The organism is Frondihabitans peucedani (assembly GCF_039537585.1).
Classification (GTDB): domain Bacteria; phylum Actinomycetota; class Actinomycetes; order Actinomycetales; family Microbacteriaceae; genus Frondihabitans; species Frondihabitans peucedani.
The window spans coordinates 24,086-42,964 of the sequence record NZ_BAABAU010000006.1; the positions used below are offsets into that span (position 1 = coordinate 24,086).

20 protein-coding genes and 2 pseudogenes are annotated in these 18,879 nt (G+C 69.5%); 9 read left to right on the plus strand and 13 right to left on the minus strand.

The annotated features are described in order from the left end of the window. Positions 1–25: 25 nt before the first annotated feature. The 5 genes from ABD733_RS16795 (at position 26) to ABD733_RS16815 (ending at position 3,773) form a co-directional block, all read left to right on the plus strand. Entirely contained in the window at positions 26–652 is a 627-nt protein-coding gene (locus tag ABD733_RS16795) for a hypothetical protein (protein WP_344798359.1), read from the plus strand. Positions 653–1,096: 444 nt separating this feature from the next. Then, the gene (locus ABD733_RS16800; protein ID WP_344798361.1) at positions 1,097–2,005 is read left to right on the plus strand and encodes an Abi family protein; all 909 of its coding nucleotides are present in this window, start codon (positions 1,097–1,099) and stop codon (positions 2,003–2,005) included. Positions 2,006–2,239: 234 nt separating this feature from the next. Continuing rightward, entirely contained in the window at positions 2,240–2,851 is a 612-nt protein-coding gene (locus ABD733_RS16805; RefSeq protein WP_344798363.1) for an LON peptidase substrate-binding domain-containing protein, read from the plus strand. A gap of 15 nt (positions 2,852–2,866) precedes the next feature. Beyond that, positions 2,867–3,469 (plus strand): hypothetical protein, encoded by a 603-nt coding sequence (locus ABD733_RS16810; RefSeq protein WP_344798365.1) that lies wholly within the window; start codon positions 2,867–2,869, stop codon positions 3,467–3,469. 97 nt (positions 3,470–3,566) lie between these two features. After that, positions 3,567–3,773, plus strand: a complete 207-nt coding sequence (locus tag ABD733_RS16815) for a hypothetical protein (RefSeq protein ID WP_344798367.1) — start codon at positions 3,567–3,569, stop codon at positions 3,771–3,773. A 130-nt stretch (positions 3,774–3,903) separates the two neighbouring features. Here the strand turns inward: ABD733_RS16815 and ABD733_RS16820 are convergent, their stop codons facing one another. Together ABD733_RS16820 and ABD733_RS16825 are read right to left on the minus strand one after the other, a co-directional pair. Next, positions 3,904–4,662 carry a class I SAM-dependent methyltransferase gene (locus ABD733_RS16820; RefSeq protein WP_344798369.1) on the minus strand — a complete coding sequence of 253 codons (759 nt, stop codon included), beginning with the start codon at positions 4,660–4,662 and terminating at the stop codon, positions 3,904–3,906. A gap of 19 nt (positions 4,663–4,681) precedes the next feature. Then, complete coding sequence (locus tag ABD733_RS16825) at positions 4,682–5,278, minus strand: hypothetical protein (protein ID WP_344798371.1); 597 nt, start codon at positions 5,276–5,278, stop codon at positions 4,682–4,684. Between the two features lie 162 nt (positions 5,279–5,440). On the opposite strand from ABD733_RS16825, the gene ABD733_RS16830 reads away from it, so the two are divergent. Beyond that, a complete protein-coding gene (locus ABD733_RS16830) occupies positions 5,441–5,944 on the plus strand; it encodes a hypothetical protein (protein ID WP_344798373.1) in 504 nt (167 codons plus the stop codon). On the opposite strand, the gene ABD733_RS16835 is transcribed toward ABD733_RS16830, so the two are convergent. Continuing rightward, positions 5,916–7,568 (minus strand): hypothetical protein, encoded by a 1,653-nt coding sequence (locus tag ABD733_RS16835; RefSeq protein WP_344798375.1) that lies wholly within the window; start codon positions 7,566–7,568, stop codon positions 5,916–5,918. The genes ABD733_RS16830 and ABD733_RS16835 overlap by 29 nt on opposite strands. A 160-nt stretch (positions 7,569–7,728) precedes the next feature. Further along, the gene (locus tag ABD733_RS16840) at positions 7,729–8,280 is read right to left on the minus strand and encodes an acyltransferase (protein ID WP_344798377.1); all 552 of its coding nucleotides are present in this window, start codon (positions 8,278–8,280) and stop codon (positions 7,729–7,731) included. A gap of 201 nt (positions 8,281–8,481) precedes the next feature. Here ABD733_RS16840 and ABD733_RS16845 point away from each other — a divergent pair, with 201 nt between their 5' ends. Further along, complete coding sequence (locus ABD733_RS16845; RefSeq protein ID WP_344798379.1) at positions 8,482–8,946, plus strand: phage tail protein; 465 nt, start codon at positions 8,482–8,484, stop codon at positions 8,944–8,946. Positions 8,947–9,422: 476 nt separating this feature from the next. Further along, positions 9,423–9,692 (plus strand): hypothetical protein, encoded by a 270-nt coding sequence (locus ABD733_RS16850; RefSeq protein WP_344798381.1) that lies wholly within the window; start codon positions 9,423–9,425, stop codon positions 9,690–9,692. Between the two features lie 9 nt (positions 9,693–9,701). Here ABD733_RS16850 and ABD733_RS16855 read toward each other — a convergent pair whose 3' ends face one another. The 8 genes and pseudogenes from ABD733_RS16855 to ABD733_RS16895 all read right to left on the minus strand — a co-directional run bounded on the left by ABD733_RS16855 (position 9,702) and on the right by ABD733_RS16895 (position 16,792). Continuing rightward, positions 9,702–9,869, minus strand: a complete 168-nt coding sequence (locus ABD733_RS16855; RefSeq protein WP_344798383.1) for a hypothetical protein — start codon at positions 9,867–9,869, stop codon at positions 9,702–9,704. Positions 9,870–10,215: 346 nt separating this feature from the next. Further along, positions 10,216–10,904 (minus strand): annotated as a pseudogene (locus ABD733_RS16860) (DUF6766 family protein). 81 nt (positions 10,905–10,985) lie between these two features. Then, positions 10,986–11,420 (minus strand): hypothetical protein, encoded by a 435-nt coding sequence (locus tag ABD733_RS16870; RefSeq protein WP_344798385.1) that lies wholly within the window; start codon positions 11,418–11,420, stop codon positions 10,986–10,988. Next, positions 11,405–12,207 (minus strand): annotated as a pseudogene (locus ABD733_RS16875) (SDR family oxidoreductase). Before ABD733_RS16875 ends, ABD733_RS16870 begins: the two are co-directional and overlap by 16 nt. A 500-nt stretch (positions 12,208–12,707) precedes the next feature. Continuing rightward, the gene (locus ABD733_RS16880; protein WP_344798387.1) at positions 12,708–12,902 is read right to left on the minus strand and encodes a DUF2795 domain-containing protein; all 195 of its coding nucleotides are present in this window, start codon (positions 12,900–12,902) and stop codon (positions 12,708–12,710) included. Further along, complete coding sequence (locus ABD733_RS16885; RefSeq protein ID WP_344798389.1) at positions 12,899–13,777, minus strand: glycosyltransferase family 2 protein; 879 nt, start codon at positions 13,775–13,777, stop codon at positions 12,899–12,901. Before ABD733_RS16885 ends, ABD733_RS16880 begins: the two co-directional genes overlap by 4 nt. Further along, positions 13,774–15,369: a PfkB family carbohydrate kinase gene (locus tag ABD733_RS16890; protein WP_344798391.1), complete on the minus strand. Its 1,596-nt coding sequence runs from the start codon at positions 15,367–15,369 to the stop codon at positions 13,774–13,776. Before ABD733_RS16890 ends, ABD733_RS16885 begins: the two co-directional genes overlap by 4 nt. 4 nt (positions 15,370–15,373) lie before the next feature. Further along, positions 15,374–16,792, minus strand: coding sequence for an aldehyde dehydrogenase family protein (locus tag ABD733_RS16895; protein ID WP_344798393.1), 1,419 nt, complete (start codon positions 16,790–16,792; stop codon positions 15,374–15,376). Between the two features lie 131 nt (positions 16,793–16,923). Here ABD733_RS16895 and ABD733_RS16900 point away from each other — a divergent pair, with 131 nt between their 5' ends. After that, complete coding sequence (locus ABD733_RS16900; protein WP_344798395.1) at positions 16,924–18,111, plus strand: glycosyltransferase family 9 protein; 1,188 nt, start codon at positions 16,924–16,926, stop codon at positions 18,109–18,111. A 35-nt stretch (positions 18,112–18,146) separates the two neighbouring features. On the opposite strand, the gene ABD733_RS16905 is transcribed toward ABD733_RS16900, so the two are convergent. Next, a complete protein-coding gene (locus ABD733_RS16905; RefSeq protein ID WP_344798397.1) occupies positions 18,147–18,863 on the minus strand; it encodes an SDR family oxidoreductase in 717 nt (238 codons plus the stop codon). Positions 18,864–18,879: the final 16 nt, after the last annotated feature.

Genomic DNA, 18,879 nt, shown 5'->3' on the forward strand with positions numbered 1-18,879 from the left:
ACATCGTGAGCGGCAGGGGTGACGAGTGAACGTTTTCGTGAGTGTCGGTTCGGGGCTGAGCACACAACAAAATCAGGTGGTGGAGGCGCTCGAAGATCAACTCCGAAGAATGGGCTTGACGCCGCACACGGTCAATCGGAACGACGACTTCAGGGCAAGCGCGCCGCTGGATGCTGTGACAGAGATGATGGACAGCTGCGCAGGGGTAGTGGTCGTGGCGCTGGAGCGCTTTTACTTCGCGAGAGGATTGGAGCGCCCGGGATCGGATGAGCAGCAAGAACTTCGCAGCGTTCGCTTGCCGACACCGTGGAACCAGATCGAAGCGGCGATGGGCCACAGCCGGGGCCTTCCGGTCCTTGTCATCATCGATAAGAGGGTGAGAAAGGACGGGCTGCTGACAATGAGCAACAACTGGTACGTCCACGAAATCGATGTCGAGACCGAGTCTTTCTCGACTGCGCAATCCATCGGCATCCTCAGGGATTGGCACAAGAAGCTCGAGGTGCGCAAACCAGCGAGGGTCACCAATCCGGCCACGCTCACGTTGCGTGATTTGTTCGTTGGATTGAAGCCCGCGCAACTCTGGACGCTCGGGGGGGCGATCGTCGTGGTGTTGAGCGCGGCATTCTCGGTCGGGCGGTTCTTCGGTTGATCTACGCGCCGTCGCTGGCGGGCGCCAATGTAGAGAGACAGAGACCTACTTAGGGACCTCGGAGGGTCGTTGTGAGTCGACGCACGGACCAGTGCCGCGGGGCCCGGGTCAGGAGAAATTCCCACGAATTGTCATGTTTGGTCCGCCGAGTGAGCTCCCGTTCACGGGTACCCGACGCAGTGGCCGATACGTTGTGAGCCCTCGGAACGTGGTTGAATTTCGCTTCAACAACTGAGCTGGCGACGCATCGTCCTGCCGGAGTTGGATCGCGCACTCCATGGCGGCGCGACTGACACCCGGCCCTGGCGGTGGGTACGAAAACTGATTTGCCTGGCCGAATCTGCCCCGCCTAAGATGGATCTACCAAGACCGGTTCCGCCTACTTCGGTAGGTCCAGGGCCGGTCCTCACTCTTTCTAACCCTCGTCTCGGGTAGGGGGCGGTCATGAGCGCGGACGTCAAGGCATACAACACGTACGCCGAGCAAGTGACGCTTCTGGAAAGCCGCGGCATGGCCATCGGGGACCGCGACGTCGCCATTGCCACCCTGCGGAGGGTGAACTACTACCGGCTGAGCGGCTACTGGTACCCGTTTAGGAAGCTGTCCCAGAACGGACGGCAAGACGACTTCTTTCCTGGTACTCGCTTTGACGACGTCGCTGCTCTTTACGACTTCGACGCTAGACTCCGTGCCGCCACCTTCGCCGCGCTGACGCCTGTGGAGCTGGCTCTTCGCGCGCTTCTCGGGCATGAGCTGGGTCGGATCGACCCGTGCGTTCATCTCGAGCCGACCAAGCTCGGTCCCACGGCGCGGCAGGGGGATCGCTATTCGAGGTGGGTAGAGCGCTATCGGAAGGAGCTCGCTCAGTCTCGTGAGGACTTCGTTGAGCATCACAAGCACAAGTACGCGGGACGCCTGCCGGTCTGGGTAGCGACGGACCTCCTAGATTGGGGAAGCCTCACCTACCTCTTCGGATTCGCCCTTCGCAGCGTTCAGGACACAGTGGCTGATGCCTGCGGCCTGACCGCGCCTCAGCTGACCAGCTGGTTCAAGGCGCTCAATCTCGTGCGGAACACGTGCGCTCATCACGGACGCCTCTTCAATCGCGTTCATACGATTTCGCCCAAACTTCCTAGATCTGGCCAGCATCCCGACCTGGATGCTGTATCCACCGACTGGAGCCGCACATTCGGTCAGCTCACCCTCGTGCAATTCCTGGCTGACCGACTGCAACTAGAGCGAAGTCGCTTGCTGCCGGCCGTGCTGAAGACCTTTCCCTCAATCGAGATTGTTCCGCTTGCGCACGTCGGAGCGCCCAACAACTGGCAAAGCGCATCGCGCCTCTGGGCCTGACGTGCTCGAAAACGGATCCCGCGGCGCGGCGACAGCCAGTGCCAACGTGCGCCCCACCCCGCCGTTCATCAACCCAGAGGCCCGAGAGAACAGGGAAATGGCCCGACAGCGATAGTCATGTCCCGCAATCCGCCGCGGTCTCGCACAGCCCAACTCGCGCTCCTGTTTCGTTCCGGCGTATTCAGGCGGGTCAAACCACCCGCTCCCTTCACGCCGTCAGTGCTTCACTGGGGTATGGCCGCCTCCCCGATGTTCCCGCTCGGATCAGTGCTGTTCCCGGGCGTGCCCATCCAGCTGCGGGTCTTCGAGCCGCGGTATCTGACGTTGCTCGGCCGCCTGCTCGACGAGGACGAACCGGGCTTCGAGTTCGGCGTCGTCCTCATCGAGCGCGGCTCGGAAGCCGGGGGCGGAGACCAGCGCGCCTCGGTCGGGACGATGGCACGCCTCGTGACCGCCGCGGCGGGGGCCGACGACCTGTTCATCGTGGGGGTCGGGACTCGGCGGTTCACGGTCGAGCGCTGGGTCGGTGAGGATCCGTACCCGCGCGCCGAGCTCTCGATCCTGCCCGATCTGGAGTGGTCCGAGAAGCTGGAACCCCTGCGGGACCAGGCCGAGGCAGCTGTCCGCCGCCTGGTCGCTCGCGCTGCGGGCTCGCAGGTGGATGCCGACATCGAGCTCTCGGAGGATCCTGTCGCAGCCGTGTGGCAGCTGGCCGCGCTCGCCCCGCTTGGCGAGTACGACCGGTACAACCTGCTGAGGTCGACGACGATGGGCGGACTCTTGCGTCAGATCATCGATCTGACGCTCGAGGCGGAAGAGCTCTGGTCTGCCGAGTCGGGCGACTGAGGACCTGTGGGCACCGTGGACTTCTTCGAGCCGGATCCGGTAGTGCCCGATCAGGAGCCTGACGAACAAGAGCGCGACCCGAGGTCGGGGCCGGCCTTCGACGAGCTCCCTGCCATCGCTCCGATCAACGCCCTGATGGCTACGAACGAGCATGTTGCGATCGTCCTCTCGTCCGTCCGTGTCTTCAGCGACGGAGTTGAACTGCTGGTGGAACGCAGGATGCGCCGAAGTGGAATGACCCGAGCGGACTTCCGAGACCTCACCGAGGAACGCCGGATCCGGTCTGACAGCGATGCGCACGCCTCTCGTCTGCGGTACGGAGTCCTCCTCGCTGACGGCGAACGCCTGGCCGGGAGCACACCCTGGTTCCGAGAAGTCGAAGGAACCACTGTCTCGCCGGAGCAGCACAGCCTGGCGACGACGGGGCAGAGCGGCGGAGGATCAGATAACCGCTACGAGCATCGCGATGATCTGTGGCTGCACCCGCTCCCGCCGGCAGGGCCGCTCGAGCTCGTCACGCAGTGGCCTCTGGCGGGCATCGGAGAGACCCACTTCGAGATGGACGCGAACCTGCTTCTCGACCTCGTGCCTCGGGTTCGACCCCTCTGGGACGACTGAGCCCGCAGTTCGCACTCCCTGTCTATCGCACCCACGTCCGTCCTCAGTCAAGCGCCCAGAGTTACGGCTCGCGTGTGCCGCGGCGTAGGTTCAGGGCATGGGCGATTTGGACGACCGGCAAGCCGTTCCCGGGTATGTGCCAGGAGTGCTCGTGCTTTCAAACCTCGCCATCGGCTGGGCCGCGCTGTTCGGCTTCACGATCGGGCTCTCCTTGGTCGTGACGGTTCTCAAACCGAACACAGAGCCTGTCACGCAGATCTTCACGGGGGTACTCCTCTTGGCCGAGATCGTTCTCGGTGTTTGAGCTGCTACTCGTTACCGCCGCGTGCGCCGTGCGCAGGCGCCTGTCAGTCATCGACTGACTCAGAGGTGAAAAGTCTTCTCCGCCGAATGAGCAGGAAGGAGAGGATGAGGGTGATTGCCGCGAAGGACGATCAGCACGCCGCGAGAGCCCGAGATTTCTCCGCGATGGCCAAGTACCGGTGCTCGTTCGTGACGAACCCGTCGGCGGACACGTTGTTTTGCAGGATCGCGTTCAGACTCGAGGCGTCGCCGATTGCTCGAGCTCCGTCTATATCGGCGTGAAGGGTATCGAGTGCCCGAAGCCAGAAGACGAGTGAATCGATGTCAGGAACGATATAAGTGACGTCGTACTCGCGGAACTCGAGGAGGGTGAGCGCCGAATCGTCGAACGTCTCTCGAGTCACAGGAGCGGGCACGGACTGCCCGAGAGCGGCTTTCACGTTCGCCATGTTTCGCTCGCCCACCTGCTGCGTGATGAATACACCGCCGTCCTTGAGATGGGACGCGAAGGCGTCGACCGAGAAGGGAGCGTGTCGGCTCAGGACGACGTCGAATACTTCTTGGACATCTTCGAGCAGGTGACTGCTTCGGCGAAACCCGACGTTCGGTGGATTGTCCGCGTTCTCACGCGCCACCTGGACCATCTGCTGGTCGATGTCGATGCCCAACCCCGTGTGAATCCTGTTCGCGAATGATCTCAGGATCTCGCCGCCCCCGGTGCCGATGTCGAGTACGTCGTGGCGGGGTGCCAGGCGCTCACCGACGACATCCTCGTAGCTCCAGGGCACTGGCGCTCGCCAGTCGGACATCCGCGAGAAGTCCCACCCGTGACGGGGCTCCACCCTCGCCTTGATCTCGTTCAGTTCCGTCTCGCTGTAGGAGGCCCTCACAGCAGGATTCTCGCACCATCTATCTCTCGCGGATCGTGATCGCGGGGATCGGAGGCGCATAGCCGCTCGTCGGGAACGTGATCGTGACGGAGCCGTCGCGGTGGCACGTCGAGGTGTAGTAGCCCTCGGCGGCAGGCTGCACTCCCAGGGATGGCCGGTACTCGGACTCCGGAGCGCGAATCAGGATGACGCCGTATCGCTCGTAGAGGGCCCCGCGCGCGCGGAGGAGTGTGTCCGTCTCGCGGGCCGTGATCGCAGGATGTCCATGACAGGACGAGGCGACGGTGGTGTACGTGGCTCGGTGGCCGATGTAGCCGGTGACGGCCGTCGCCCCCGACACGACGGCCAGGGCGATTCCCACGGAGGCGAGGGCGCGGCGGACGGGCATGTGGAGTCTCGCGCGCAACCACAGGAGACCGCGTGCAGCCGCAGCGACCTCGGCGATCACGAGCGAGAAGGCCCCGACGTCCCACGCGGCTGCGCCGTGGAAGAAGACATCGACGTGAGCGAACGTGCCGAGGCACACCAACGCGACCGTGACGGAGCCGAGCGTCACAGCGACGATCGAGAACAGTCGGCCCGATGCGACCAGAGCACGCGATGGTCGATCCTGCATGCCTCCACGCTATGGATCGACGTCGGCCCTCGCGTCGACCGTCAGATGCATTCGGGGCCGCGAAGCTCACCCGATCGGAGAATCACCCGCGAGGAGGAGGACCGCATCGCCCCGGCATGAGAGTCTCAGACGCCAGCTTCATCGCCTCTGGGGGGTCTCACCATGTCCGTGTCTGCTCGTCTCACCGCCGTCGTGATCGGGGCCGGTCTTCTGGCCGTCGCTGCGACCGGATGCGCCTCGTCGACGCCTTCTCCCGCGCCGACAGTCACCAAGACGGTGACTGTGGCCACGCCGGCGCCCGTCGCGACCATCAAGCCGGGCGATCCCGACATGAGTGCTGCCGCGGTCTGCGGGCAGTTCAGTGCCCTCTTCTCGATCGAGACGAATGCCACGGCCGCAGCCAGGGCCGGGACCATCACGAGAGCCGTCGAGGCCGCCGAACTGTCGAGCATCGTCCCCGGCATGAAAGAGGCGGCCTCCTCGGACAGCGGTGTCCAGAGTGCCCAGCAGAAACTCGCCGCGGCTCTCTCGGCGTCCAGCACGTCCGCTCCGGGACTTCCCTACGACCCCTCGTCGACGGAGTATCGCGCCGCGCAGCAGCAGCTCGTCAGCGCCTGCAGGGCAGCAGGATCGCAGATCAGCGAATACGTGAACGTCGGCGGCTGAGTCTCGTCGGGGCGAGGACGGCGATCGCCACCCCGAGCCCGAGAAGACCCGCTCCGACGAGGAACGGCGCTGCCGCGTCATCACCGGTCATCGCCAGCTCGGGCGCCGATGACCCGGGCGCCGCAGCCTCGGTCGGTGTCGTCGAGCCCCCGCCGGGCGGAGGTGTCGTCCCACCTGCGATGACTGGCGTCCCGCCCGCGTCGAAGGTCTGGTCAGCGCCGATCACCGTCGAGCCAGGCGAGGCCGGGTCGCCCAGGTCGTAGGCGAATGCTCCGACCGCGAAGGTTCCCGCGGGGACGGAGACCGTGCCCGACCAGTGCCCGTCGGCGTCGACGACGATCCTGCCGTCGTAGGCGGGGACCACTTCGGAGGGTGCCGCGGTCGAGTCGTCGAACCAGCCCGGGTAGAGGCCGCTGGTGAAGTCGTCGTAGGTCGACAGGTCTGCGGCGAAGAGCTGCACGCCGTCTCCGGGAGACCCTGTGCCCGTGACAGTTGCGAGGAAGCGGGCACTGCCGTCGCTCCCTGCGCCAGCGGTACTGCCGGTCGGGACGCTGGTCGGAGCACTGGTCGGGGCGCCCGTCGGATCGCTGGTCGCGACGGCGTCCGAGTCGACGGTGAATGTCGGCTCCGGGCCCGTTCCGTCATCCTGCACGACCGCGATGTCGGGATCGACGTCGGCCGGGAGGATGTAGTCGGCCGGGAGAACGACCGTGGCAGGGCCGACGGGCTGGCCGTCCATGTAGCCGCTCAGCGGGCCCAGCTCGTCGTCGATGGTCTGGGCGACGGGTGTGAAGGTGTACGCGCCGAGACCGACGGGGACCTCGACCGTGAAGTGGCCGGTCGAGTCCGTCCGGGCGAAGGCGCCGTCCTGGGAGGTGCCGGTGCCGGGGTCGGTCGGCTCTCCGAGGACGAAGATCTGGTCTCCGGGCTTCGCCGTGCCACTCACCGGGACGGAGAAGTGCCCGCCGCCGAACGGCAGGGTCGTGCCCGGCACGTCGTCTCCCCGGAGCGGCGACGTGATGACAGGGGTCTGTGTCGCCGGCGCATCGAACTGCACCTCGACCAGCTGCTCTTCGAGTGCGCGCCCACCGGATGATCCGTCGATGAGCAGGAGCTGATCCCAGCTGCCGTCGTGCGAGAACGAGAGGTCGACGGACCACGCGCCTTTCGCGTCGGCCACCGTCGACTCGCTGACCTTCCCCCGCTCGTCGGCGACTCTGATGGCGGCGCCCGCGGGTGCCAGTCCTGCGATGGTGACGTTCCACGCGCCGTGCACGAAGAAGACCGTGTCAGGATCGGACGGGGTGGTGACGACGATGCCCGTCGTCGGTCCTGCCGGAGCCTTCGACGAGGGCGTGGCTCCTGCGGCCGATCTGGCCGACGGCGTGCTCACCCGCGGGCGAGGCTCGGAGGCGGCACTCGACCCGGCTTTCTCGACGAGGGACAGAGCTGCCGTGTCAACGTTCGACGGGTCGTGGCCGACCAGGGCCGACAGCCGAGGCTGCGACACGGCAGGCGCTCGGTCGGTCGCGGCGGCGGCAGCCGATGCGGACGGCATCGCTCCCAGCAGGCACAGGGCGAAGGCGGCTGGGACGGCCACCACCGCGACGAAGGTCTTTCTCACTCGAGAACCGCGCTTGTCTGTGAGCCGGCAGCGCGACCGCGCGCGAGGCTCACACCCAGGACACGGCAGTACCGGTGATCACGGCACTGCGCCGACGGTAGCAGTTCTGTTGTCGCCGCCGCTGTCCCAGAACGGGTGTCGGGCGGGGGAGACGCGGGGGCTATACAGCGGCGGGGAGGTCTCGGATCCTGCGCGCGGGAACGCCTCCGTAGATGCCGTGCGAGGTGAGGTGGCCGGTGACGACCGCACCGGCCGCGATGATCACGTCGTCGTCGATCCGGGCTCCGGGGAGGATGGTCGCTCGGGCGCCGATCCAGACGCGCTCACCGATCGTGACCGGCTTCCCGATGGGCGCGGGGTCCCACTGGCCGTCGTCGGCGATCTCGTGGTGGCTGGTGATGATGAGCACCTGCATCCCGATGGAGGTGTTCGCGCCGATCGTGACGGGAGCGATGGCCTCGACCGACACGTCCTTATTGAGGAAGACGCCTGATCCGATGCTGAGATTGCGGGCGCTGCCGGCGAGAGCGAAACCGGTCCCGACGGACGATCTCGCATCGGCCCCGGCCGTGAGGAGGAGTGTTCTCCGGACGAATCGTGGCAGAAACGGTGATCCGAGGATGCTCGTGAAGACCGTGTGCTCGAGAGCGAACGCCACGTCCTCCCGCAGCCTCGAAGCGAATGAGGACGAACGTCCGGTTGCTTCAGTCATTTCATCCCATCCGGCGCACACGGGGACGATCTCCGGGCCGGCTCCGGCGGCGAAGATCTTCGAGGTGGGCTTCAACGTGCAAAGACTGCACGGCGCGCAGCTTCCCTAAGCATGGCGGAAACAGACGGTCCTCGATGCCACCCGACGAGGGGTGATCGCACCGCGCTAACGTGGGGTCGCACACCAGCGGAAGGAACGCTCATGACGTACATCGTCGACTTCGTGGAGGTCTCGGCTACCGGGCTCGAGAGCTCGCCGGTCGCCGACGCGCTCGCAGGGCTCCGCGCCAACGAGGCCCGCTACTTCAAGAACAAGTACGACCACGTGTTCACGACGGGGACACCCGAGGAGGAGGCCGACGCTCTCGAGTGGGTGACCCGCATCCTGCGCGAGGAGCGGGACATCGTCATCGCGTCGCCGCCGCTCGAGGCGACGGCGTTCGAGGTCGACAGGATCCGGATGGCCTACGTGTTCTACGAGTCGGGGCTGTCGATCAACGTCATGTACTCGATCGCGGACGGCGGGAAGCGGGCGGTCGGCTTCAAGCTGTCGCAGGGCATGGAGGTGCCCGAGGAGCTCGCGTCGCGCTTCAAGTTCGCGCGTCAGCGGTCGAAGCTCGCCGGGGAGATCCGCGGGTCGTTCTTCGTCATCAAGAACGAGCACTGACGCTCAGGCGTCGGGCTGCATGACCGCTTGGTCGGTCATGGTCTCAGGGTAGGGCGGGAGAGCGCTCCGGAGGCGGAACAACAGGCGTTGACACCCGCGGCAGCACGAGCGTATAAGACCCTCTCACCAGCGGAAACGGTACCCGTGTACCCCGTTCTCGGCTGGCAGGCCCGCAGAGGCGACAACGCGTCTCTACCTCCGCGCGGGGCGGAAAGCAAGCATCGTTCGGCGTCGAGGAGTTCTGACCGATCCTGCCAGTCGGAGCGTCGCGAGCGGGGTTACCGTCAGGTGTCCGCCCGCCACGCGACCAGCCCGCTCTTCGGGACTCGAGCCGGCAGCGCGGCAGGAGGCGGAACCCTGGCCGCCGTTCGGGCGGCGGCCAGGGCGCCTCAGGCGAGAAGTGTGCCCGCGCGAGGGAGTTGGGACCGCCGCGCTACCCGGGCACGAGAGAGCACGAGAACGGGAAGGACTAGACCATGATCGAGATCACAGTGCAGATCGACGACACGCGGTTCCGGCTTGCGCAGGAGGAAGACCTCCCGGCGCTGCAGGAGAGGTTCCGGCAGGCCGTCCAGGGCCCGGCCGCCTTCGTCACCTTCGAGCCGCTCGGCTACTCGACGGTGTCGGTGCTGGTGTCTCCGACGACGAAGGTCCGGTTCGACCAGGTGGCGCGCTCGGAGTCCGTCAGCGATGTCGACTCCTGCACCGTCTCCGAGTGGGAGCCCGAGATCGACTCGGTGGCCTGACCCTCCGGGCTACGACGCGAGCTCGACCGGGGCGGCCGGCAGCGGCGCGAAGAAGTCGGCGTAGGTGATGTCGACCGGCAGCGGCAGCGGCCGGAACGTCCAGCCCGCCGGACGCCGCTTCGGGTAGCCCTTGATGACCACGGGGGTCATGAACGGGTTCGACTCGTACAGACTCATCATGACCTCTTCCCCAGGTGATTCGATCCTGAATAAGACGGTAGAGCCGGTCGCGAATACCGTGAAGAGGCTTGCTTTTCTGGCCCTCGTCTGGGTGACACGGTGGCGCGGGGTTCTGCCGTCCGTGTGGGCGGGTGCCCCGCCCTACGCGGCGCACGCCCAAGAAGCAACCCCGAGACGCACCTGCCGCCCGAGGGATACACCGGAGGCATGCCGGTTCCCACTCACCGCGGCCTGACCCGCATCCTCGTCCTGGTCCTGATCGCCACCGTGTCGGCGCGCGCCGAGATCCTGCGCGAGCACCTGACCGCCCGCTAGCGAGCTCGCCGCGGGAGACGCACCGCGGCTACGGCCCGGTCTGCTCGTGCGGCGCACCCACGGGCTTCGACTGCGACGACCCGCGCGCGCGCAGGTAGATCGGGAGCACGACCATGCTCCCGACGGCCAGGAACTCCGACTGCCAGTTCTGCAGCGTCCGGTCCCAGAAGTCGCTCGAGAAGATGTACCCGACGAGGGTCACCGGGGCCTCGTAGTCGGTCAGCTGCTGCCCGTCGAACGACACGTGGCCGGCGACCGCCTGCGCGGTCCAGGAGGTGAGGAAGATGGCGCCCATGACGATCAGGAGCGAGTTCGAGTAGAGCCAGAGTCGGAAGCCCCGGGCCCTCGCCCAGGCGGGGAGTCGGGCCTCGCGTACTCGCCGACCAGCTGGTCCTCGTCGCTCTGGCGGCCGATCTCGTCGAGCTGCTTCGACTCGGGGGCCCCGCAGTGCACCAGCCAGACGGTCGCCGCGATGTAGAGGAGGAACTGCAGGTACTCCGACTGCCAGTTCTCGGCGACGTCGGCGGCGAAGCTCGAGGAGGTCACGTACTCCGTCCACGAGATCGAGACCAGCTGCGACGCCGCCTGCTGGTCGTTGAACTGGGCCCACCCGGCGAACGACTGCCCGACGAGGGTCGCCAGGAAGATCACGCCGAAGAAGGTGCCGAGACCGACCGGCGTGAGGCGACCGAGGAGTGCCCGCAGAGCGCCCCTCACCGGAGCAGCCCCGCGACGAGGAACATCAGCGCGAGGCCGACCCCGATGCCGATCAGGTAGACGCGGAACGACGCCTTCATCTCACTCGCCTCCCAGCGCGCACTCGAACGGACCCTCGGCCTTCGGCGTGCAGCCGGCCGCCCGCACCGCCCAGGTGTCGCCCGACCGCGCGAGGAACACGCTGGCCCCGGTCGCGGTCACGAGGGCTGCCCGGCCGTAGACGCGGGTGGACTCGGAGGGGCCCTGCTCCGGAAGCCCCAGCGACGGCAGCGACGAGGCGCAGGATCGGCCGCTCTGCTTCTCGACGTCGGCCTTCGTGGGCGGGGTGAGCAGTCGGCACGCCGCCCCGTAGTCCCTCGTCGACACCGCGTGCTCGAACCGGGCGGCGACCGCGGACGGCGACGTGGACGCGCCGGCCGTCGCCGACCCGCAGGCCGACAGCGCGCAGGATGCCAGGGCGAGCACCGCCAGGAGGGGGAGGAGCGTCGGCCGGCTCCGGCTCAGACGGTCCGCCACGAGTCGTCCGTCAGGTGCGACCCCGCCTGCGGGCCCATCTGGAGCATGCCGCCGTCGACGGGCCAGGAGACGCCGGTGACGTAGCTCGACTGCGGCGAGGCGAGGAACGCGATGACGGCGGCGATCTCGCGCGCATCGCCGGGCCGGCCCAGCGGGACCCCGGGGCGGTGGACGTCGTGCGGATCCTGCCCGTCCATTCCGGTCATCGGGTCGCGATCTCCCCGGGTGCGACGCAGTTGGCGGTGATGCCGCGGTCGCCGAGCTCGAGGGCGATGGTCTTCATGAGGCCGCCGAGCCCGTGCTTGGCGGCGTCGTAGGCGGCCGAGCCGACCCGGGGCTGGTGCTCGTGGACGCTCGTCACCGCGATGAGGCGGCCGCCGTTCCCGGCAGCGACCATGATCCGGGCGGCTCTCTGCAGGCAGACGAAGGCGCCGTCGAGGTCGGTGGCGACGACGTGCCGCCAGTCGTCGAGGGTCGTGTCGGTGAAGAGGGTGCTGGCGCCGGTCCCGGCGTTGTTGACGAACACGTCGACCCCGCCGAGCCGCCCGATGAGGTCGTCGACGACGTCGCCGCACTCGTCGAGGCGGCTCGTGTCGAGCTCGGCGAGCTCCGCCTTCACGCCGTGGGAGCGGACCTCCTGGGCCGTGACCCGCGCGCCCTCCTCATCGCCGTACCAGGCGATGCCGACGTCCATGCCGGCCGCCGCGAGGGCGACCGCGGTGGCCTTGCCGATGCCGGAGTCGGCTCCGGTGACGATGGCGCGGGTGGGTTCGAAGGTGTCGACCATGACTGTCTCCTGCTCGTCTCGCGGCGCCCCGCCTGATCGGGGCGAGGTGCGTCTCCCGTACCCGGGCGGCGCCCATCCAAACGGGGTAAGCCGGACGGACGAACCGACAGGAAGAAGCACCGCTGACACAGCGCGAGACAGCCTCCGACCGCCGAGACAGCGACGACCCGACCTTCGACAGCCCCCGCTCGGAGGCCGTCACCGAAGACCTGCAGTCGTCGTCGATCGACGAGTCGCCGGCCATCGACGCCGACACGGACGCGGAGGACGTCAAGATCCTGCCCGGCACCGGCGGCCCCGACGACGGTGGCGACATCGAGGTCGACGAGTCGGAGCTGAACCTCTCGGGCGACTCGATCCCGGGGCACCCGAAGCCGGGCGACGAGTAGTCCCGTCCCGCCGCGACGGCGGGTGGACGCAGGTGTGGGCGGGTCTTCCGAGACCCGCCCACTGCTGCATCCACCCGCCGTCGCGCTCACGCGCGCGGCGAGCCGATACGGCTACTCCTGGCCGATGCCCTTGCTGACGTCGGTCGGCGCGTCGAAGCTGTCGCCGTCGAGCTTCTGGAGGGCCTCGACGACGTCGTCCGGCGCGCCCTGCTTCTTCGCATTCTCGACGAGGTCGTCCTTCGAGACGGGGTAGTCGATTCCGCTGAGGTACTTCTGGATCTGGATGGGGTTCGGGGTGTCGCTCATCGTGATTCCTCTCTCGTGGGGTGGGCGTCGGCGCTCCCGCGGTCTCCGCCCTCGTCGAAGGCGACCACGTCGATCGCCTCCACGTCTCTGTCCGGGATCGTGGTCGGCGCCTCGAGGTGCACCGCTCCAGACGGCAGGATCCCGGCCCCGCCGTACCGCTCCATGACGCGCCACTGCGCCGCGACGTCCTCGCCCGCGTGCTGCGGCGGGAGGCCGGCCCAGAAGTCGAATCCGCCGGTGGCGACGAGCGCCTGCCTGTCGTAGAGGACGCAGCCGCCCACCCAGGCGATCCGGTAGGGGAGGTAGTCGTCGCGGCCGACCGGGTGCTCGGTCGCCTCGTGGACGAGGTTCGCCGCGTTGTGGAGGCGCCAGCGCTCGAAGGCGCCGGTATCGCGGCGGATCCGCTCGGGCTCGACGCCCGTGCTCCACGGCTCGAACGAGCTCCGCTCGTGCGGACGGACGTCGTCGAGGTACGACAGGCCCTGCACCGCCGACCCGACGAGGCCGCAGCCGAGCTCGTGGAGGGCCCGCTCCATGCGGCCGAGGAGCCCGGGCTCGAGCCAGACGTCGTCGTCGAGGAAGAGCACCGACGGCGCGCTCGCCTGGTCGAGGAGGAACTGCCGGCCCTGCGCTTCCAGGACCCGCGCCATCGAGGCGACGGCGGGGGCGTCGAAGTCGGGGGCGCCGGTCGACTGGTCGCTCACGATCACCCGGAACCGCGGGTCGTCCTGCGCCGCGAGCCCGGCGAGGGTGACGGCGAGCTCGGCCGGACGGTCGGCCGTCGGCACGAGGACGTCGACGGCGATCGGGCCGGGCTCCTGGCCGCGACCCCAGTCGCCCGACCAGCGCCTCGACGGGCTGCCGGTGAGCGTCACGGGAGCGCCTCCGCGGCGTCGTCCTGCTCCTGGGCGTCGGCCGAGGTCGACGCCAGGGACGAGCGGATCCGGTCGACGACGAGGGTCGTCGAGTGGTCCTTCACGTAGTCCAGGATCGCGACGTGCCCGCCGATCCTGCGCACCGCCTCGGTCTCGTCCATCATCTCGGGCACGTAGTCGCCGCCCTTCGCGTACACGTCGGGGCGGAGGCGCTCGATGATGGCGACGGCCGTGTCGGCGCCGAAGGCGGTCACGTAGTCGACGCAGCTCAGCGCGGACACCACGCCGACGCGATCCTGGACCGGGTTGATCGGCCGCGTCGGACCCTTCAGCCGCCGGGTGGAGGCGTCGTCGTTGACCGCGACGACCAGGACGTCGCCGAGGGCCCGCGCCTCGGCGAGCGAGGTGGTGTGGCCGCGGTGGAGAACGTCGAAGCAGCCGTTCGTCAGCACGATGCGCTTGCCGCGCGCCCGCTCCTCGTCGAGGCGGCGGACGAGCTCGTCGAGGTCCCAGGCGGCGTCCTCGCGCTCGTGCAGGGCGTCGATCACGTCGGCGGTGGAGCAGACCGACGTGCCGAAGCGCCGGACGACCACGTCGGCGGCGAGCTGCGCCAGGTCGAGGCTGGTCTCGAGGGCGAAGCCGGAGGCCCGCGCGACGGTGAGGCCCGCGACGAAGGAGTCTCCGGCACCGGAGGCGTTGCTCTCGCGGCCGGGGCGTGCCCAGGTGCGGTGCGAAATGACGGGCTCGCGGTCGGGGCCGGGCTCGCCTGGATCCGTCTCACGGGCGCCCGCCTCACCGGCGCCCGCCTCGGTCGAGGTCAGGAGCACGCTGCCGGTGCGGTCGAGGGTCACCACGACCGCGGCGGCGCCGCTCGCCTCGGCGAGGGCTCCGGCGTGCGCCTGCACCCAGGCGACGCGGTCCTCGTCCGCTCCGGCGGGCGACGGGCCGGCACTGCCGACGAGTGCTGCCGCCTCGCGCGCGTTCGGGGTGATGAGGTCGGGGCGCAGGATCCGCCACGGGGCCAGGTCGTGCGCGTCGACGACGACGAGAGGCGGTCGCCCTCCGGCGCTCGCCAGAGCCTCGCGGAGGTGCGCGAGGAAGCTGCCGCCGTAGTCGCAGACGACCTCGGCGGCGGCGCCGCGGCGGGCTTCGAGGGCGGCCGCGAGCAGCGCGTCGAGGTCGTCGCTCCCGAGGGAGTCCTCGCCGACGTCGTCCAGGCGCATGAGCACCTGCTCATCGACGACGACGCGCGTCTTCGTGGTCGTGGTCCGGCCCGGCAGCAGGAGGACCCCGGCGGTGTCCACTCCCGCATCCGCGAGGAGAGCGACGAGGGCCCGGCCATCGACGTCGTCGCCGACCCAGCCGGTCAGCCGGACGCGCGCCCCGAGGGCCGCGAGGTTCACGGCCGTGTTCGCCGCGCCGCCCGCCGAGCGGACCCGGTCGCTGATGTCGACGGCCGGCACCGGCGCCTCGCGCGTGATGCGCTCAGCTGCGCCGGACCACCAGCCGTCGAGGAGCAGGTCGCCGACGACGCTCACGACGGGCGCGCGCTCGGCGATCGCCTCGAGGTCGTCGCGGTTCAGCCTGGTCACCACGTCACGAGACCGCCTTCCGCAGCACCGGCACGCCCTGGTGGACGACCTTCGTGAGCGACATCTCGTCGAGGAGCTCGGGTCCGTAGCCGAAGCCGGAGCCGCTGTCCTTCCGGGGCTGGGCCGCGCCGCCCGGTGCCCCGCCGAACGCGGCGTTGATCTTGACCGTCCCGACCGGGAGGTCGCGCGCGGCGCGGTTGGCGTGGACGAGCGAGCCGGTGAGGACCGTGGCCGCGAGGCCGTAGCGGTCGTTGACCGCCGCCTCGATCGCAGCGTCGAAGCTATCCACCACCGAGACGGGAGCGACCGGTCCGAAGGTCTCCTCGGTCATGATCTCCATCGAGGGCCTGCACCCGGTGAGGACGGTGGCCGGGTACCAGGATCCTGCGCCGTCCGGCACCTGACCGCCGACGAGGGCCGTCGCACCGGCGTCGAGGGCCGCGCGCACCTGGGCGTCGACCTCGTCCCGGAGGCGGCGGTCGACCAGGGGGCCGAGGCGGCCGGCGTCGTTCCAGCGCTTCGTCTCGGCGACGAGCGCGTCGAGGAACTCGTCGGCGATGTCGCGGTGCACGAAGATGCGCTCGACCGAGGTGCAGATCTGGCCCGCGTTCGCGAACGAGCCGAGAGCGGCCTGCTCGGCGGCCCAGACAGGATCGACGTCGGCGTCGACGATGAGGGCGTCGTTGCCCCCGTTCTCGCGGACGACGTGGGCGCCGGTCAGGGCCGCGACCCGGGCGATCTTGCGCCCGGTCACTGACGAGCCGACGTGCGCGACGACGTCGACGCCGTCCTGCTCGGTCAGGAGCGAGCCCACCTGGCCGCCACCCGAGACGGTCTGGAACACGCCCGAGGGCAGTGCCGCCTCGAGGAGCTCGCCGAAGCGGACCCCGAGGTGCGGGCAGCGCTCGCTCGGCTTGTGGACGACCGTGTTGCCCATGACGAGGGCGGCGCCGATCAGGCCGCAGGCGACCGCGACCGGGTCGTTCCACGGGGTGACGACGGCGACGACGCCGTAGGGCTCCGGGGTCGTCCAGTCGGCAGCGTCGCGATTGCCGAGGAGGGACGTGCCGCGGTGGACCGGCCCGAGCTCCGCGTACTGGCGGAGGGTCGAGGCCCCGGCCATCACTCCGCCGAGGGAGTCGCCGAGGAGCTTGCCCGTCTCGCGCTCGTTGAGCGCCGCCAGCTCGTCCGCCGCTCCCACGAGCGCGTCCGCGAGGCGGTGCAGCGCCGTGCCCCGCTCCGCCGGAGCCGTGGCCGACCAGCCGGGGAACGCCTGCCGGGCCCGGTCGACCGCGTAGCCGACCTCGTCGCGATCGGCCTCGTCCACACTGCCGACGATCTCACCGGACCTCGGGTCGACGATGGTGATCGAACCGGTGTCGCCGGTGTGGCCAGGCCGAGCCTGGGGGACGAGTGTCGTCATGATCCTCCTTCGATGCCCGTGGCATCCTGACCTCCCTCTACCCACGAGACCGGAGGCTCACACCTGCCGATCCGGGTTTGGCGGAGCCGACCCCGGGGAACAGGAGGAGCAGCAGACCAGAGAGGACGCCCATGGCGCTGAGCATCGCGATCGACCACCAGAGAGTGCCCGGGCTCCCCGAGCCGCACGAGCCGTTCGAGGGCGTGCAGCGCATCGCCGTCCTCCGCGGCGGCGGCCTCGGCGACCTCGTCTTCGCGCTCCCCGCGATCGCAGCCCTCCGCGCCGCGTACCCGGACGCCGAGGTCACGCTCCTCGGCTCGCCGTCGCACCGCGCCCTGCTCGCCGGCCGCGGCCTGGTCGACGACGTCGTCGACCTGCCCGCCGTCCCCGGCGTCGGGAGCCCGACCGCCGAGCCCGCCGACGACGACACCGTCGAGCGGTTCTTCGCCGGGCAGCGGGCCCGCGGGTACGACCTCGCCGTGCAGGTCCACGGCGGCGGCCGGAACTCGAACCCGTTCCTCCTCCGGCTCGGCGCCCGCCACACGGTCGGCACGCGCACCCCGGACGCCGTCGACCTCGAGCGCTCGATGCCGTACGTCTACTACCAGCACGAGGTGCTCCGCGCCCTCGAGGTCGTCGCGCTCGCCGGAGCCGTCGCGGCCTCGGGCGGGCCGCTCCTGTCGCCGTCCGACGACGAGCGGGCCGCAGCGCTGTCCGTCCTTCCCGCAGCCGGCGACGGCTCGCCGCTCGTCGTCGTCCACCCCGGAGCCTCCGACCCCAGGCGCCGCTGGCCCGCGTCGAGGTTCGCCGAGACCGTGGCGGCACTCGCGGCCGACGGGTGCCGCGTGGCCGTGGTCGGCGGCGAGGAGGATCGCGCCGACGCCGAGCGGATCGTCGAGCAAGCCCGGGAGCGGATCGCAGGATCCCGCGTGGCCGACCCGGAGGCGATCGTCGCGCTCGCGGGCGAGGTGGGTCTGACCGTCCTGCTCGGCGTCCTCGAGAGCGCCGACGTGGTCATCGGCAACGACTCCGGCCCGCGCCACCTCGCCGAGGCCGTCGGCGCCCGCACCAGCTCGGTGTTCTGGTACGGCAACGTCATCAATGCCGCCCCGCTCGGCCGCACCGACCACCGCGTGGCGATCGCGCACCGCACCACCTGCCCGGTCTGCGGCGTCGACATCAGCCAGGTCGGCTGGACCGCCGAGCGCTGCCAGCACGACGACTCGGTCGTCGCCGACGTGACGGTCGACGAGGTGCTGGCGAACACGCGCGAGCTGCTGGGCCGGGCCGACGCAGCGGGGCCGGCGCCGTCAGCCTGAGCTGACCACGCCGGCCCCTCCGGGCGGAGTGCCGATCAGGGCCAGGAGTCCTCTTCGGGGTGCGTCACGACGAGCTCGCGGATCTCGCTGGTCGGCGGCATGGTCAGGGCGAAGACGACGGCGCGGGCGACGTCGGCCGGATCCTGCAGTCGGGAGTCGTCCTTCGGCTTGTACTGCTCGTCGCGCTCGTCGAAGAAGCGGGTCTTCATGCCCGAGGGGATGAGGGTCGTCACGCGGACGACGCCCTTCAGCTCGGCCGCGAGCGAGCGGGTGAAGCCGACGACGCCGAACTTCGACGCGCAGTAGGCCGTGGCGTCGCCGACGGCCTTGATGCCGAGCGACGAGGCGACGGTGACGACCTTGCCGTGCGACTCCTTGAGGTGCGGGAGCGCGGCGCGGACCGTCGACACGGTGCCGAAGAGGTTGACGCCGACGATGTGCTCCCACTGGTCGGTGGTCAGGCCGTCGAGCGGTGCCGGCTTGTCGATGCCGGCGGCGGTCACGACCGCGTCGAGCCCGCCTGCGGCCTCTGCCGCCGCCGCCACCGCGCGGTCGACGGCGCCCGAGTCGCTCACGTCGACCTGGTAGGCGTCGTCCGATCCGAGCGACGACACGTCGAGGTCGAGGACGATCGCTCGGCCGCCCGCCTCGGTGACCGCGATCGCGATCGCGCGTCCGAGGCCGGAGGCGCCTCCGGTGATGAGCACGCGACCGGGGGAGGTCGGGGTGCGCTCTGCTGGAGAGTCGGTCATGGGTTTCCTTTCGGTG

Coding starts and splice junctions, on each gene's coding strand:
- ABD733_RS16895 (WP_344798393.1), bottom strand. CDS start 16,792: ATGACGACACTCGTCCCCCAGGCTCGGCCTGGCCACACCGGCGACACC.
- ABD733_RS16830 (WP_344798373.1), top strand. CDS start 5,441: ATGTCCGTGTCTGCTCGTCTCACCGCCGTCGTGATCGGGGCCGGTCTT.
- ABD733_RS16880 (WP_344798387.1), bottom strand. CDS start 12,902: ATGAGCGACACCCCGAACCCCATCCAGATCCAGAAGTACCTCAGCGGA.
- ABD733_RS16815 (WP_344798367.1), top strand. CDS start 3,567: ATGGGCGATTTGGACGACCGGCAAGCCGTTCCCGGGTATGTGCCAGGA.
- ABD733_RS16825 (WP_344798371.1), bottom strand. CDS start 5,278: ATGCAGGATCGACCATCGCGTGCTCTGGTCGCATCGGGCCGACTGTTC.
- ABD733_RS16855 (WP_344798383.1), bottom strand. CDS start 9,869: ATGAGTCTGTACGAGTCGAACCCGTTCATGACCCCCGTGGTCATCAAG.
- ABD733_RS16800 (WP_344798361.1), top strand. CDS start 1,097: ATGAGCGCGGACGTCAAGGCATACAACACGTACGCCGAGCAAGTGACG.
- ABD733_RS16805 (WP_344798363.1), top strand. CDS start 2,240: ATGGCCGCCTCCCCGATGTTCCCGCTCGGATCAGTGCTGTTCCCGGGC.
- ABD733_RS16840 (WP_344798377.1), bottom strand. CDS start 8,280: ATGACTGAAGCAACCGGACGTTCGTCCTCATTCGCTTCGAGGCTGCGG.
- ABD733_RS16850 (WP_344798381.1), top strand. CDS start 9,423: ATGATCGAGATCACAGTGCAGATCGACGACACGCGGTTCCGGCTTGCG.
- ABD733_RS16900 (WP_344798395.1), top strand. CDS start 16,924: ATGGCGCTGAGCATCGCGATCGACCACCAGAGAGTGCCCGGGCTCCCC.
- ABD733_RS16845 (WP_344798379.1), top strand. CDS start 8,482: ATGACGTACATCGTCGACTTCGTGGAGGTCTCGGCTACCGGGCTCGAG.
- ABD733_RS16905 (WP_344798397.1), bottom strand. CDS start 18,863: ATGACCGACTCTCCAGCAGAGCGCACCCCGACCTCCCCCGGTCGCGTG.